Below are 14,352 nucleotides of genomic sequence, written 5' to 3' on the forward strand. Positions count from 1 at the left end.
GCAATTTCTTGGATTGCATCGGTGGTCGGGGTTACGTGCGGAGCGGTGCCGTGTTATCACGCGGGCGCGTGTGGACGCGCGAGAGGGCGGCAAAAAGCCCGCTTCATCCCGGATTTATGGGGCGAAACGGGCCTGATGTGTGATGGGTCACAAGAACGTAACTCCTGTGAGACCTACCGGAATTACGTCTCCGAGCGTTAGCGAAATCTTAGTGTTTAGCCTTCAGGAAACCGGGCAGGAGAATGCGGGAAGCTGCGCCGGAACCATTTCTTAATTCCCGCCGGGAGCTTGTTGATTCATGAATGCACGGAAAGTGAATACGGGGAGAGTTCCGTGTGGCACCCGGTGCCCGGCGTCTTGTGTCCTGCGTCCGGTGCCCGGCGTCCGCTTATCCGGCCAGGGCCTCGCCGAGCGCCGCCAGGCACGCGTCCACCGTCTCCGCCGTCGCGTCGGGACCGTAGTGATTGACGCGAATCATCTCCTTGCTCAACGCACCGCCACCCGCGACGAGCGGCAGCCCCGGGTGTGCGGCCAGCGCCCGCGCCACCACGTCCGACGCGTCCACACCCGCCGGTACCCGCAGGGTCGTCGCCACCGGCGCCGCGTCCCGCGCCTCGTACACATACGGCTCCAGACCGTTGCCCAGGGCGCGCGCGCCCGCGCGGGTCGCGGCGGCCACCGTCGCGTGCCGCGCCTCCACGGTGTCCAGGCCCACCGACTCGATCCGCTCCAGACAGGCGTCCAGCGCAAGCATCTCCAACTGCGCCGGCGCGTGCGGCAGCGCCTTGCGGCCCGCGTCGATCCACCGCTCCTTCCAGTCCAGGAGCGACAGGTAGGAGCGGCGCGGCGCCGTCGGGTTGGCGGCCATGCGCCGCCAGGCCCGCTCGCTCACCGACACCGCCGAGACGCCCGCCGGGCCGCCCATCGCCTTCTGTGCGCCGATCACGCACAGGTCCACGCCCCACGCGTCCGGCAGCAGCGGCTCCGCGGCCACCGACGCGACCGCGTCCAGCATGAACAGGGCGCCGTGTGCGCGTACCACCGCACCGATCTCCGCGACCGGGTTCGTGTTGCCCGTCGCCGCCTCCGCGTGCACCAGCGAGACGAAGTCGATCTCCGGGTGCTCGCTCAGGGCCTGCCCGATCTGCTCCGCCGTGACCGCCGTGTGGAACGGCACCGCCAGATCGATCACCGTCGCGCCGCAGTCCCGAAGCCAGCCGCCGAAGGTCTGCCCGTACGGACCCGTGATCACGTTCAGCGCCGTCGTCCCCGGGCCCGCCGCGCCCCGGATGCAGCCCTCCAGCGGCAACAGGGCCTCGCCCTGCGTGATCACGACGTCCTGCGAGGGGGCGAGCAGGCGCGCCACGCGCTGCTCGATCGCGGCGAAACCGGCGGCGGTCAGCGGCGGCAGGTCGAGGAAGTCGAGGAAGGGGTGGCGGCTCACGGCGGTGCTCTCTTCGGTTCGGTCGGGCCCCCGGGTCGGTCGGGTTCCCGGAGGGGTGGGTGGGGCGCATCGAGCGTAACCGTCGGCCTGGCTGATACCCCACCTATGTTTGGTTTGAGGTACCCAAAGATTTCCTTATAATCGAAGCCCCACTCACGCCCCCACTCACGCCCCCCACTCCTCAGGAGGCTCCCCTTGAACACGACGGTCCTCGGCCGCCGGGCCCGTATCTCGACCGCCGCCGCCGTGGCAGCGGGCGCCGTCCTCCTCGCCGGCTGCTCATCCGGCGACGGCGACAAGGCGTCCACCGCGAACGGCGTTCCGGTCGTCAAGGCGGGTCAGCTCACCACCTGCACGCACCTCCCGTACCCGCCGTTCCAGTCCGAGGTGAACGGCAAGGTCGACGGGTTCGACGTCGCCCTCGTCGACCTCGTCGCCAAGGATCTCGGCGTCAAGCAGGAGATCGTCGACACCCCGTTCGAAAACTTCAAGACGGGCGCCTTCCTCAACTCCGGGCAGTGCGATCTCGCCGCCGCGGGCATGACCATCACCGACGAGCGCAAGAAGAACGTCGACTTCTCCGAGCCGTACTTCGACGCCACGCAGGCCGTACTCGCCGACAAGAAGGCCGGTGTCGCCTCGCTCGCCGACCTCAAGTCGAAGGGGAAGAAGCTCGGCTCGCAGGCCCAGACGACCGGCGAGGAGTACGCGCGCGGGAAGGGCTTCGACCCGATCTCCTTCGAAAGCTCCGACGCCGTGCTCAACGGCCTGCGCACCGGCCAGGTCGACGCCGTCGTCATCGACTACCCCGTCGTCCAGGGCTGGCTCAAGGACAAGGCCAACTCCGGCGCCTTCGAGATCGTGGACAACCTCGACACCGGTGAGCAGTACGGCTTCACGGTGAAGAAGGGCAACACCAAGCTCCTCGCCGCGGTCGACAAGGCCCTCGCGGACGCCAAGGCGGACGGCACGTACAAGAAGCTCTACGAGCAGTGGATCGGCCCCTACACGCCCGGCGGGACGTCCGGCGCGTCGCCCTCCGCCTCATGAGCGCGGCCGAACCGGGCACCCCTCTGCCGGACGCCCCCGTGCCGGACGCCCCGGCGCCCGAGAAGCGGCGCGCGCCGTCCCCCGGCACCCCCACCCGCTCCGGGCTCAGCAAGCGGCAGCGGCGCGCGCTGTCCCAGGGCATCCAGTACGCGGTGTTCGCCGCCGTCGTCATCGCCCTCGGCGCCACCGCGGACTGGGGGCGCCTGGCGAACCAGTTCGCGCAGACCGACCTCGCGAAACAGCTGTTCCCGGACATCATCACGACGGCTCTGCGCAACACCGTCCTGTACACGTTGTCCGGGTTCCTCTTCGGGCTCGTCCTCGGCGTCGTCGTCGCCCTGATGCGGCTCTCGTCGGTCGGCCCCTACCGCTGGGTCGCCGGGATCTACATCGAGATCTTCCGCGGACTGCCCGCCCTGCTGATCTTCATCTTCGTCGGCGTCGCCGTACCGCTGGCCTTCCCCGGCACCGAGATCCCCGGCGGCACCTACGGCAAGGTCGCGCTCGCGCTCGGACTCGTCTCCGCCGCGTACATGGCCGAGACGATCCGGGCCGGTATCCAGGCCGTGCCCAAGGGGCAGTTGGAGGCGGCCCGTTCGCTGGGGTTCTCGCACACCCGCGCCATGGTGTCGATCGTGATCCCGCAGGCGTTCCGTATCGTGATCCCGCCGCTCACCAACGAGCTGGTGCTCCTCTTCAAGGACTCCTCGCTCGTGCTGTTCCTCGGCGTCACGCTCCAGGAGCGCGAACTCACCAAGTTCGGCCGCGACCTCGCCAGCGAGACCGCCAACTCGACCCCGATCCTCGTCGCCGGGCTCTGCTACCTGCTGGTGACGGTGCCGCTCGGCTTCGTCGTCCGCCGACTCGAAGCGCGTGCCGCGGAGGCCCGATGAGTACGACCCCGGAACCCGAAATCCTGGTCCGGTCCCTGCACAAGTCCTTCGGCGCCAACCATGTCCTGCGCGGCATCGACCTGGAGATCGCCCCCGGCGAGGTCGTCTGCGTCATCGGACCCTCCGGCTCCGGCAAGTCCACGCTGCTGCGCTGCGTCAATCTGCTGGAGACGCCCAGCGAGGGGCAGGTCTTCGTCGGCGGCAGCGAAGTCACGCACCCCGACGTCGACATCGATGCCGTGCGGCGCCGGATCGGCATGGTCTTCCAGCAGTTCAACCTCTTCCCGCACCTGTCCGTGACCGAGAACCTCACGTTGCCGCAGCGGCGGGTCCTGGGGCGGGGCAAGACGGAGGCGGCGGCCGTCGCCTCCGACAACCTGCGGCGCGTGGGGCTCTCCGACAAGGCCACCGCGTATCCCGCCGCGCTCTCGGGCGGTCAGCAGCAGCGCGTCGCCATCGCCCGCGCGCTCGCGATGGGCCCCGAGGTGATGCTCTTCGACGAGCCGACGTCGGCGCTCGACCCCGAACTCGTCGGTGACGTACTCGCCGTGATGCGGATGCTCGCCGACGAGGGCATGACCATGATGGTCGTCACTCACGAGATGAGCTTCGCCCGCGAGGTCGCCGACCGGGTGGTCTTCATGGACGAGGGCGTCATCGTGGAACAGGGCACCCCGGCCCAGGTCATCGGCGCCCCCGAACACCCCCGCACGCAGGACTTCCTGTCCCGGGTCCTGAATCCGACGACAGCACAGGGGCCTCCGGCCGGGGAATCCTGAACGGGCCGGTACCGGCGGGCTTCGTCCGGGGCGATGTTCAGGGCGATGGGCAGGGCTGTCTACGGGACGTCGCTCACCGGTCGGTCACCCGGGCGAGGCGCCGGTCCAGTTCGCTGTCGAGGTCCTGCTTCTCGGCGGCGGTCGGCGCGTAGCCGTTCCACTCGCGCAACACGGTCAGGGCCTTCTCGGCCGGCTGCTCCCCGGCCTCCTCAGGGTCAGGGGCATTGGCATCGGGCACAGGCGTCACTCCTTTCCCTCTGAAGGCTACGTACCTTTGAGGCTCGTCCGAACCGAAACCACTGGCGGGCTTCGGTCGCCGCCGATAGGCATGGGGCCATGAGTGAAGAAACCGTCGGGGTGGATGAGGATCGCGGCGGTCGCGGCGGAGGCGTTCCCTGGGTTCCCGGTCTCGTGAATCTCGGCATCGGCGTGCCCGCGGTCCTGCCGCTGTACCTGGTGTGGTGGCTGCTGACCAAGTACCTGCCGATGGACTGCCGGAGCTTCGCGGAAGCGGCCCGGCCCGACACGGTCAACTGCAACTACACCACGCTCGACCACTCGGGTGTCGTGATGTTCCTGGCGGTCGTTACCGGAGGGCTGCTGCTGGCGGTGGCGCTCGTCGTGAATGTGGTTCTGCCCCGGCGACGCGGCCGGCGGCCGGCCCCCTGGCTCGGCACGGCGGTACTGATCCCGGTCCCGTTTGCGGTGCTCATGTGGCTGGCGTGATCCACGGGGTTCCCGGTGGCGGTGCGAAAGGGGCCGGGGGCTCGTATCGGGCTCGGGGCCCTACGGCCTAGGGTTTCCGTATGGGTGATCGCGCGGTGCTGCACGTGAAGGGGCGGGTGCTCGTCGGGCCCGAGGACGTCCGGGACGAGCTGTGGGTCGTCGGCGGGCGGGTGACGTACGACCGGCCGGCCGGTGCCCGCGACGTGACCACCGTCGAGGGCTGGGCGCTGCCCGGTCTGGTCGACGCGCACTGCCATGTCGGCCTCGACGCCCACGGCCCGGTCTCCGCCGACGTCGCCGAGAAGCAGGCCCTCACCGACCGCGATGTCGGCGCGCTGCTCCTGCGCGACGCCGGTTCCCCGTCCGACACCCGCTGGATCGACGACCGCGAAGACCTCCCGAAGATCATCAGGGCGGGCCGGCACATCGCCCGTACCCGCCGTTACATTCGTAACTACGCCCACGAGATCGAGCCGGCCGACCTCGTCGCGTACGTCGCCCAGGAGGCCCGGCGGGGCGACGGCTGGGTCAAGCTCGTCGGCGACTGGATCGACCGGGACGCCGGGGACCTCACCGCCTGCTGGCCGCGCGGAGCCGTCGAGGCGGCCATCGCCGAGGCCCACCGGCTCGGTGCCCGCGTCACCGCGCACTGCTTCGCCGAGGACTCCCTGCGGGACCTCGTCGAGGCGGGCATCGACTGCGTCGAGCACGCCACCGGCCTCACCGAGGACACGATCCCGCTCTTCGCCGCACACGGCGTCGCCATCGTGCCGACGCTCGTCAACATCGCCACGTTCCCCGCCCTCGCGGACGGCGGCGAGTCCAAGTTCCCCCGCTGGTCGGCCCATATGCGCCGACTGCACGAGCGCCGCTACGACACCGTCCGCGCGGCCTACGACGCCGGAGTGCCCGTCTACGCCGGTACGGACGCGGGCGGCGGGCTCGCCCACGGTCTGGTCGGCGGTGAGGTCGCCGAACTCGTCACCGCAGGGCTGCCCGCCGTCGACGCGCTCTCCGCCGCCGTCTGGGGCGCCCGCGCATGGCTCGGCCGCCCCGGGCTCGTGGAGGGCGCCCCGGCCGACCTCGTCGTGTACGGGACGGACCCGCGTGCGGACGTACGGGTCCTGACGGCGCCGCGACGCATCGTGCTGAACGGCCGGATCGTCGGCTGACCTGCGGCCGGGGCGCCGGGTTGACGGGGCGTTACGTGCGCGTACGGCGATTCGTTGAACACCTCCGGCGCACGGCCGGCGCACTCCCGTTCCGTCAACCGGCGCACTCCGCAAGGGCACTTCGCCGTACGTGAACCGGGTGACCTGAGGGAACGCGCGTGCCGGAATATTCAAACAAAGGCTCGGAAACATCACTTTGGGGTGAACTCACGTCAGGTCGCTGACCGTTCACTCTCCGTGCGTAATTATTCCGGGAACGACGTCGTCGGGTGACCGCCTTGGTCCCCGTTCGACGCGGTCCCCGATGACGTCGTGTCTCTTCCGATGTCTCTTGTGGGGGTCCCACCACCTTGAACAGCAACGCCTTCCGCCTGCCCGCACGCCGACTCGCCGCCACCACGGCCGCCACGGTGCTCGTCGCCGGGCCCGCGGTCCTCGCCGGCGCCGGCAGTGCCCACGCCACCGGCGACCAGGGCCGGGCGAGCGCCGTCGTGCTCCGCACCGGGCTCGACGTCTCCCTGCTCAACAAGACCGTGAACGTGCCGCTGGCCGTCACCCTGAACGAGGTCCACGCGCCCGCGAACGCCGACAAGACCGCGCTGACCGTCCAGTTGGACGGTGTCGAGGGCGGCAAGCCGTTCAGCGTGCTGCGCGCCGACGTCGCCCAGGCCAAGGCGACCGTGGACAAGAAGAAGGCCGAGGGGTACACGAATCTCGCGCACGCCAAGATCCACCTCCCCGGGCTTCCGCTGCTCTCCCTGATCGAGGTCCAGGAGGTCACGTCCAGGGCGGTCTGCGAGGCGGGCCGGAAGCCGGTCGCCGAGTCGAACGTGCTCGGACCCGTCACCGTGCTCGGCAAGAAGATCACCCTCTCCGCGGGCGGCACCACCGAGGTCAAGGTGCCGGGCGTGGGCGAGGTCCGCCTCGACCTGTCCAAGACGGAGACGACGTCCCGTACGGCTGCCGCGTCCGCGCTGGAGCTGAAGGTGTCCGTGAACCCGCTCAAGCTGAACGTGGCCGAGGTCGAGGGGACGGTCACCCTCGCGGGCGCCACGTGTGAGGCTCCGCCGGCCGGGGCGAAGACGGACCCGACGCCGACCTCGACTCCGACATCGAAGCCCGCGCCGGAGCCGGCCGTCGACAAGCCGGCCGAGGAGAAGCCGGAGGTGAAGCCGCAGGGCGGCACCGGGGAGAACCTCGCGGAGACCGGGGGCAGTTCGGCGACGCCGTACATCGCGGGCGGGGCGATTGTCCTGTTGGGCGGGGGTGCCGGGGCTGTCGCCCTTGCGCGGCGGGCCCGCCGGGGGTGACGGTCGTGATACCGGGGTGACTGGTCCGCCCCTGCGGGGCGGATGGCGGCGGTGCGGGGGCCGGGGGGCGCCGCCTTTCCCGGGACGGCGGGTCCTTCCGTGACTTGCGGTGAGTGATGACCGCCGGTCAGGGGGCGGCGGGGGTGCTCGCCGTTGCGGCGGATTTGAAACATCCGCCTGCGGCGGGAGAAGGGCCCGTCCGGGGCGGGGGGCTCTGTCTGCGGCGGGAGGAGCCTTGTCTCCGCCGGGACAACGCATCCACTGCGGCGGGACAAGCTCTCTCCGTGGCGGGAGGAGCCTTGTCCGTGGTGCGGGAGTCTCCGTCCGGGGTCGAACCCGTCCGCCGGGCGGCTGTCGGCGTTCGTTTCCTTTGGCGTCGGCGAGGTTTCCTTCCGGCGTGGGGGTGGCTGTCAGGGCTCCGTTGTCGCTTGGGTCAGGGCCTGGAGGAAGTTCGTGGTGGTTGTCGGGGGGCGGACCGCCAGTCTCAGGTAGGTCTCGTTCAGGCCCGGGAACGTGTCGCCTCGGCGGACCGCGTAGCCCGCCTCTCTCAGGCGGGTGCGGAGCTTCGTCGCCTCGGGGTGGGTCAGGAGGACGAAGGGGGCCTCCGGGTGGGCCGCCACTCGGAGGCCCGTGGGGGCGAGGCGGGCCAGGCCCGTGAGCAACACCTCGCGGTCGCGGACCACTTGGTCCGCGCACCGCGCCGCCTCGGCCAGGGCCCCGCCCCCGACACACGCCTCGGCCGCCACCAGCGCCGGCGACGACACCGGCCACAACGGCTGCGCCCGCTCCAGCGCGGCGATCGTCTCCGGCGCCGCCAGCACGTACCCGATCCGCAGCCCGGCCAGCCCCCACGTCTTCGTCAGGCTGCGCAGGACGATCAGGCCGGGGACGTCCAGGCGCCCGGCCAGGGACTCCCGTTCACCCGGTACCGCGTCCATGAACGCCTCGTCCACGACCACCGTCCGCCCGGGGCGGGCCAGTTCGGTGATGAGCGACGCCGGGTGCAGGACCGATGTCGGGTTCGTAGGGTTGCCGATCATCACCAGGTCGGCGTCCTCGGGGACGAGGGCCGGGTCGAGCCGGAATCCGTCCTCCGGGCGCAGCAGCACCCGCCCCACCTCATGCCCCGCGTCCCGCAACGCGGCCTCCGGCTCGGTGAACTGCGGATGCACGACCACCGGCCGTACCACCTTCAGCGCCCGCGCGAGCAGGACGAACGCCTCGGCGGCCCCGGCCGTCAACAGCACCCGTTCCGCAGGTAGTCCGTGCCGTGCCGCCACCGCCGCCCGCGCCGCACGCCCGTCCGGATAGGCCGCGAGCCCCACGAGGGACGCCGCGATCCGGTCCCGCAGCCAGGCCGGGGGAGTGTCCGTACGGACGTTCACCGCGAGGTCCACGAGGTTGCGCCCGTCGTCGCGGACCTCCGCGTCCCCGTGGTGCCGCAGATCCGGCCCGCCCGCCGAGCCCCCTTCCCCCTCAGTGCGCATGCGCATGATGCCCGTGCCCGTGCCCATGTCCGTGGTGGCCGTCGTCGTCCGGGTGGAAGTGGGGCTGCTGCGGGAGCCCCACCTTGTCCTCGAAACCCGGCAGCGCGATCCGGTACACGCACGCGTCGCAGTTCATCCGCACCTGACCGCGCGCGGCCTCCTCGTACCGCTCCATCACCAGGTCCAGCAGCTCCGGCTCCGGACCGATCACCTCGGCCGACCGCACCTCGACCCCGGGATGCGCCGCCGCCCAGTCCGCCGTCTGCCGCCGCACCCGCTCCGGCAGGACGCCCGTGAACAGGAAGTACGGCAGCACCACGATCCGGCGTGCGCCCAGCTTCACGCAGCGCTCCAGGCCCGACGGCACATCGGGCGCAGCCAGCGACACGAACGCCGTCTCCACGCCCGCGTACCCCCGCCCCTCCCACAACAGCCGCGCCGCCTTGAGGACTTCGGCGTTGGCGTCCGGGTCCGTCGACCCGCGCCCCACCAGGAGCACCGTGGTCCCGGAGCGGTCCACCGCCTCGCCGTTCGCGCCGCCCAGCGCCTCGTCGACGCGGCGTTCGAGGACGCGCAGCAGCGCGGGGTGCGGACCGAGCGGACGGCCGTAGGTGTACGAGATCCCGGGGTGCCGTTCCTTCTCGCGGGCCAGCGCCGCCGGAATGTCCCCCTTCGCGTGCCCGGCCGACACCAGCATCAGCGGTACGGCCGCGAACCGCCGTACCCCCTGCTCCACCAGCTCGGCCACCGCCTCGCCCAGCGGCGGCGGCGACAGTTCGATGAAGCCGCCGGCGACGGGCAGCCCTGGGTTCCGGCGCCCCAGCTCCCGGACGAACGCGCGGAACGCCTCGGCGCCCCCCTCGTCCCGGGTGCCGTGTCCGGCGATGAGCAGTGCGGGGCGGGGGGTGGTCACGATTTCTCCTCCAGAGCGGATACGGAAACGGGGTGGTACAGAAGGGCGTTGAGGGCAGCAGCGGCCACCGCCGAGCCGCCCTTCTCGGAGACATTGCTGACGGCGGGCAGCCCGCTCGCCCGCAGCGCCGCCTTCGACTCGGCCGCGCCGACGAACCCGACCGGCAGCCCGATCACCAGCGCGGGCGCGGCGTCCAGCGTGAGCAGCTCCTCCAGGGCGGTCGGCGCGCAGCCGATCACCCAGAGCGCGCCGGGCCCGACCTCCTCGTACGCCAGCCGCACCGCGTGCGCGGACCGGGTCAGCCCCGGGCCCGCCACGGCATCCTTCAGCCGGCACACGGTGGATCGGCGGGTGATCCCGGCGGCGACCATCTCGACGTCCACGACGACGGGCGCCCCCGCGTGCAGCGCGGTGTGCGCCGGGCGGAGCGTGTCCTCGTCGAGGACGAGGTCGGCCGCGTAGTCGAGGTCGGCGGCGGAGTGGATGACGCGCTCGACCACGGCCCGGGTCAGCGGCGGCAGCCCTGTGGTGTCGAGGCGGGCCCGCAGCCGCCGGAAGGACTCCTGCTCGATGGGGTGCACGACCCGGTTCTCGGTCCCGGTCACTTCGGCTCCTCCTGCCAGCGGTAGCCGCGCGGCGTGACCATACGGCCCGCGATCTCCCGGGTCGCCGTGTTGCCGACGGTCACCACGGTCATCATGTCGACACTCCTGACGGCCTCCGGACCGAGCCCGGCGAGCGTCGTCACCCGCGTCGACCCGTCCGGACGCGAGGCGTTGCGGACGACCCCGACGGGCGTCGTCGGCGCCCGGTGCTCGGCGAGGATGCCCAGCGCCTTCGGCAACTGCCAGTCCCGGCCCCGGCTGCGCGGGTTGTAGAAGGTGACCACGAGATCGGACTCGGCGGCGGCCCGCACCCGCCGCTCGATCACCTCCCACGGGGTGTGCAGGTCGGAGAGGCTGATCGACACATGGTCGTGGCCGAGCGGCGCCCCGAGCAGCGCGCCCGCCGCGAGCGCCGCCGTCACCCCCGGCACCCCGACCACGTCGATGTCGTCGGACGCCTCGGCGAGCGCCGGCGACGCCATCGCGTACACACCCGCGTCCCCGCTGCCGATCAGCGCCACCGCGTGCCCCGCGCGCGCCTCGGCGACGGCGGTACGGGCCCGTTCCTCCTCGGCGCCGAGCCCCGACTCCAGGACCCGCGTACCGGGCCGCAGCAGATCCCGGATCTGGTCCACGTACTGGTCGAGGCCCACCAGGACCGACGCCCGGCGCAGTTCGTCCTTCGCGCGCGGTGTCAGCAGATCCCGCGCGCCGGGCCCGAGCCCGACCACGGCGAGCCGCCCCCGCGCCGCCCGCCGCACCACCGCGCACGTCGCCATCGCGGCCGAACCGTCCGTCCGCACCGACTTCCGCTTCGGTACGAGGAGTTCACCGCCGCCGATCAGCGCGGCGGCCTCGGCCACGGACGGGGTGCCGACGGCGGCGAGCGGCGCGTCCGACGGATTCGGCACGTCCACGCCCGCCAACTCCCCGGCGGAGTACGTCAGCAGGGGCACTCCGAGGAGCGCGGCGGCCCCCGTGATCCCCGGCTCGTCCGCCTTCGCGTCGACCGTGGCCAGCGCGGCGAGGGAGCGGGCGGACAGCCCGGCGTCCCGGAGCGCGTCGCGCACCAGCCCCGCGACCTCGTCCACGGACACGCCCCGGGAGCCGCCGACCCCGGCGACCAGGGACGGGGGACGCAGCACGACCTCGCCGTCCGCCGACGGGACCAGCCGGTCGGTGACCCGTACGACGGCGGCCCCGGTAACCGGTTCACCGGCCGTGAACGGCAGTACGCTCGTGAACGGCAGTGCGGGCAGTGGCCAGGACACCTCCGCCACCAGCCCCACCGGCTCCCCGTCGAGCAGCGCCCGGGACACCCCGGCGACATCGCCCTCGTACGGAATCCCCAGCGTGTCCAGGCCCGGGATGCCCGCCGCGTCCGTCGCCGTCGTCACCACGGGCCGCGCCCCGAGCACGTCCGCGACCTCCCGCGCCAGCGCGTTGGCGCCGCCCTCGTGACCGCCGACGAGGGACACCGCGAACTGCCCGGCCTCGTCCACGCACACCACACCGGGGTCGGTCGCCTTGTCGGACAGCAGCGGGGCGAGGATCCGGACCACCGCGCCCGTCGCGAGACAGCACACCACCTGCTCGCACTCGCCGAACGCCCGCCGAACGGCGTCCGCCACGGGACCCTCGTACACCCGGGTCCTGCCGGGCCACGCGGTCGCCAGCCGGTCGCGGGCCAGGGCGCCCGCCCCGGTCGCGGAGATCAGGCCGATCACTTGTTCTCTCCTCGCAAAGACGGCGTGGGGCGGGTGCCCCACAGCAGGAAGACGGGGTTGGCGGCGGCGAGCCGGGTGACGTCCCCGGGCAGGGGCGCGAGCCGGGACGACTGGAGCAGCACGCCGTCGCACGAGTAACCGGCGCCGGTCAGCGCCGCGCGTGCGGCCGGTACCCGGTCGAGCGCGGCCATCGCGACCACCACCGCGCGCCGCGCCCGCCGCGCGCACGCCGTGACGATCGCCGGCAGCTCGGCGCCCCCGCCGCCGATGAACACGGCGTCCGGCTCGGGGAGTTCGGACAGGACGGCGGGCGCCGAGCCGTGCACGGCCCGTACGGACACGCCGTGCGCGTCGGCGTTGGCGCGGATACGGGCGATCCCGTCCGCGCTCCTCTCCACGGCGACGGCCGCCGCGCCGAACCGCGCGCACTCCACGGCCACCGACCCTGAGCCCGCGCCCACGTCCCACACCAGGTCGCCGGTGCGGGGGCCGAGCCGGGCCAGCGCGAGGGCCCGTACCTCGAACTTCGTGATCATCGAGTCGCGGTGCGCGAACGCGTCCTCCTCCAGGGCCCAGCGGTCGGGTCCGGGGCGGGGGCCCGCGATGGTCACGGGGCCGGATGCGGAACCGGCCGCCGGGCCAGGCTCGGGGAGGGCCGCGTCCAGGCACAGGACCACGCTGACCGCCGTGCCCCAGTCGCGCGCGGCGGCCTCGGCGGGGGTCACCCGCTCCATGGACTCGTGCGCGGGGTCGCCCAGGGCGCGCGCCACGATGAGGGTGCGGTCCGTCGTCCCGTCCGCCAGTGCGGCGCCGAGTTCGGCGGGGCCCGCGCCGGGACCGGTGAGTACGGCGACCTTGGGGTGCGCCCGGCACACGTTCACCGCCGTGCGCGGGTCGCGCCCGTGCGCGCTGACGACCACCGCGTCGGCCCACTCCAACCCGGCCCGCGCGAACGCCCAGGCCACCGACGACACTCCGGCCCGCACGTCCAGCGCCCCGGACCCGAACCGCTCCGCGAGCACCCGCACGATCCCGAAGAACCCGGGGTCCCCCGACGCGAGCACCACGATCCGGCCCCGCCCCTCCGCATCGGCGGTACGCCGGGCCTCGATGGCGTCGAGCGCGGGGGCGAGCGGACCGAGCACGATCCGTTCCGTACCGTCGGCGAGTCCGGCCGCTTCGAGGTGGCGGCGCGCGCCGACGACGAGGCCCGCGCCGGCCAGCGCGGCCCGCGCGTCCGGGGGGAGCGGTGCGCCCGTGCCCGTACCGATGACCGTGATCATGATCCGGACGGCTCCGCCCTTACGTCGGGTTCCTGGCGTGCGTCCCGCTCGGCCCGCTCCGCGCGCAGCCGGGCCCGCGCCCCGGGCTCGGCCCGGCGGAAGCCGTGGAAGTGCCCCGGGTGGTAGAGGTGGGAACGGGTGCCGTGTGCGGCGAGCGCCGGACCCACCAGGAACAAGGTGTGCTTCCACAGCCGGTGTTCCTTGACGGTCTCCTCCAGCGTGCCGACCGTGCACGTCACGATCAGCTCCTCCGGCCAGGTCGCCTGGTACGCGACCACGACCGGCGTCGACTCCGGATACCCGCCCTCCAGCAGTTCCCTGACGAGCTGGCCGCTGCGCGCCGCCGACAGGAACAGCGCCATCGTCGTGCCGTGCCGCGCGAACTCCCGTACCTCCTCGCCCGGCGGCATCGGCGTCTTGCCGCCGCCGAGCCGGGTGAGGATCACCGACTGCGCGACCTCCGGGATCGTCAGCTCCCGCCGCGCGAGCGCCGCGACCGCCGAGAACGACGAGACCCCGGGGACCACCTCGGTGGCCACCCCGATCTCCGCGCACCGGTCGAGCTGCTCCTGCGTGCCGCCCCACAGCGCCGGGTCGCCCGAGTGGACCCGGGCGACCTTCAGACCGTCCGCCGCCGCGCGCGCGTACACCGCGACGACGTCTTCCAGGGACATCGCCGCCGAGTCCAGGATCTCGGCGCCCCCGCGCGCGTGGTCGAGGACTTCTGCCTGTACGAGGCTCGCCGCCCAGATGACGATGTCCGCGTCGGCGATGGCGCGCGCCGCGCGGAAGGTGAGGAGGTCGGCGGCGCCCGGTCCTGCGCCGACGAAGGTCACCTTGCCGGTTGCCTCAGGGGTGGGCGGGGTGGCCTCGTCGGTGACCTTGTCGGTGGTCGCTTCGGTGGCCTTGTCGGTGGTCGCTTCGGCCATGGGAGGTTCCTCTCGGGGGTGGTGCGGGTGGGCG

At 72.8% G+C, this 14,352-nt stretch carries 14 protein-coding genes; 6 read left to right on the forward strand and 8 right to left on the reverse strand.

Going from position 1 to position 14,352, the window contains the following annotated elements; translation table 11 throughout:
- Nucleotides 1-388 precede the first annotated feature (388 nt).
- Nucleotides 389-1,444 carry a pyridoxal-phosphate-dependent aminotransferase family protein gene (locus ACIQNU_RS07745; RefSeq protein ID WP_401362076.1) on the reverse strand — a complete coding sequence of 352 codons (1,056 nt, stop codon included), beginning with the start codon at nt 1,442-1,444 and terminating at the stop codon, nt 389-391.
- A 195-nt stretch (nt 1,445-1,639) separates the two neighbouring features.
- Between ACIQNU_RS07745 and ACIQNU_RS07750 the strand changes: the two genes are divergently transcribed.
- Genes ACIQNU_RS07750 through ACIQNU_RS07760 form a run of 3 tightly spaced genes read left to right on the forward strand, consistent with a single transcriptional unit; the run spans nt 1,640 to nt 4,166 of the window.
- Complete coding sequence (locus ACIQNU_RS07750; RefSeq protein ID WP_401362079.1) at nt 1,640-2,494, forward strand: ABC transporter substrate-binding protein; 855 nt, start codon at nt 1,640-1,642, stop codon at nt 2,492-2,494.
- The gene (locus ACIQNU_RS07755) at nt 2,491-3,387 is read left to right on the forward strand and encodes an amino acid ABC transporter permease (RefSeq protein WP_401362081.1); all 897 of its coding nucleotides are present in this window, start codon (nt 2,491-2,493) and stop codon (nt 3,385-3,387) included. The genes ACIQNU_RS07750 and ACIQNU_RS07755 overlap by 4 nt, the downstream gene beginning before the upstream one ends.
- Nucleotides 3,384-4,166, forward strand: a complete 783-nt coding sequence (locus ACIQNU_RS07760; RefSeq protein ID WP_401362083.1) for an amino acid ABC transporter ATP-binding protein — start codon at nt 3,384-3,386, stop codon at nt 4,164-4,166. The genes ACIQNU_RS07755 and ACIQNU_RS07760 overlap by 4 nt, the downstream gene beginning before the upstream one ends.
- Nucleotides 4,167-4,239: 73 nt before the next feature.
- Here the strand turns inward: ACIQNU_RS07760 and ACIQNU_RS07765 are convergent, their stop codons facing one another.
- Entirely contained in the window at nt 4,240-4,404 is a 165-nt protein-coding gene (locus tag ACIQNU_RS07765; RefSeq protein WP_401362569.1) for a hypothetical protein, read from the reverse strand.
- 98 nt (nt 4,405-4,502) lie between these two features.
- Between ACIQNU_RS07765 and ACIQNU_RS07770 the strand changes: the two genes are divergently transcribed.
- The 3 genes from ACIQNU_RS07770 (at nt 4,503) to ACIQNU_RS07780 (ending at nt 7,374) form a co-directional block, all read left to right on the forward strand.
- Nucleotides 4,503-4,892, forward strand: coding sequence for a hypothetical protein (locus ACIQNU_RS07770; RefSeq protein ID WP_401362086.1), 390 nt, complete (start codon nt 4,503-4,505; stop codon nt 4,890-4,892).
- An 80-nt stretch (nt 4,893-4,972) separates the two neighbouring features.
- Complete coding sequence (locus tag ACIQNU_RS07775; RefSeq protein ID WP_401362089.1) at nt 4,973-6,064, forward strand: amidohydrolase family protein; 1,092 nt, start codon at nt 4,973-4,975, stop codon at nt 6,062-6,064.
- A gap of 350 nt (nt 6,065-6,414) precedes the next feature.
- Entirely contained in the window at nt 6,415-7,374 is a 960-nt protein-coding gene (locus ACIQNU_RS07780; RefSeq protein WP_401362092.1) for an SCO1860 family LAETG-anchored protein, read from the forward strand.
- Between the two features lie 410 nt (nt 7,375-7,784).
- Here the strand turns inward: ACIQNU_RS07780 and cobC are convergent, their stop codons facing one another.
- Genes cobC through cobM form a run of 6 tightly spaced genes read right to left on the reverse strand, consistent with a single transcriptional unit; the run spans nt 7,785 to nt 14,318 of the window.
- Nucleotides 7,785-8,861 (reverse strand): Rv2231c family pyridoxal phosphate-dependent protein CobC, encoded by a 1,077-nt coding sequence (cobC, locus tag ACIQNU_RS07785; protein ID WP_401362094.1) that lies wholly within the window; start codon nt 8,859-8,861, stop codon nt 7,785-7,787.
- The gene (locus ACIQNU_RS07790) at nt 8,851-9,774 is read right to left on the reverse strand and encodes a sirohydrochlorin chelatase (protein ID WP_401362097.1); all 924 of its coding nucleotides are present in this window, start codon (nt 9,772-9,774) and stop codon (nt 8,851-8,853) included. The genes cobC and ACIQNU_RS07790 overlap by 11 nt, the downstream gene beginning before the upstream one ends.
- The gene (locus ACIQNU_RS07795) at nt 9,771-10,379 is read right to left on the reverse strand and encodes a precorrin-8X methylmutase (RefSeq protein ID WP_401362100.1); all 609 of its coding nucleotides are present in this window, start codon (nt 10,377-10,379) and stop codon (nt 9,771-9,773) included. The genes ACIQNU_RS07790 and ACIQNU_RS07795 overlap by 4 nt, the downstream gene beginning before the upstream one ends.
- Nucleotides 10,376-12,106 (reverse strand): precorrin-3B C(17)-methyltransferase, encoded by a 1,731-nt coding sequence (cobJ, locus tag ACIQNU_RS07800; RefSeq protein WP_401362103.1) that lies wholly within the window; start codon nt 12,104-12,106, stop codon nt 10,376-10,378. The genes ACIQNU_RS07795 and cobJ overlap by 4 nt, the downstream gene beginning before the upstream one ends.
- Nucleotides 12,103-13,389 (reverse strand): precorrin-6y C5,15-methyltransferase (decarboxylating) subunit CbiE, encoded by a 1,287-nt coding sequence (gene cbiE / locus ACIQNU_RS07805; RefSeq protein ID WP_401362105.1) that lies wholly within the window; start codon nt 13,387-13,389, stop codon nt 12,103-12,105. The genes cobJ and cbiE overlap by 4 nt, the downstream gene beginning before the upstream one ends.
- The gene (gene cobM / locus ACIQNU_RS07810) at nt 13,386-14,318 is read right to left on the reverse strand and encodes a precorrin-4 C(11)-methyltransferase (protein ID WP_401362107.1); all 933 of its coding nucleotides are present in this window, start codon (nt 14,316-14,318) and stop codon (nt 13,386-13,388) included. The genes cbiE and cobM overlap by 4 nt, the downstream gene beginning before the upstream one ends.
- Between the last annotated feature and the right edge of the window lie 34 nt (nt 14,319-14,352).

The sequence above is a fragment of the Streptomyces sp. NPDC091292 genome (assembly GCF_044757265.1).
Lineage (GTDB): Bacteria > Actinomycetota > Actinomycetes > Streptomycetales > Streptomycetaceae > Streptomyces.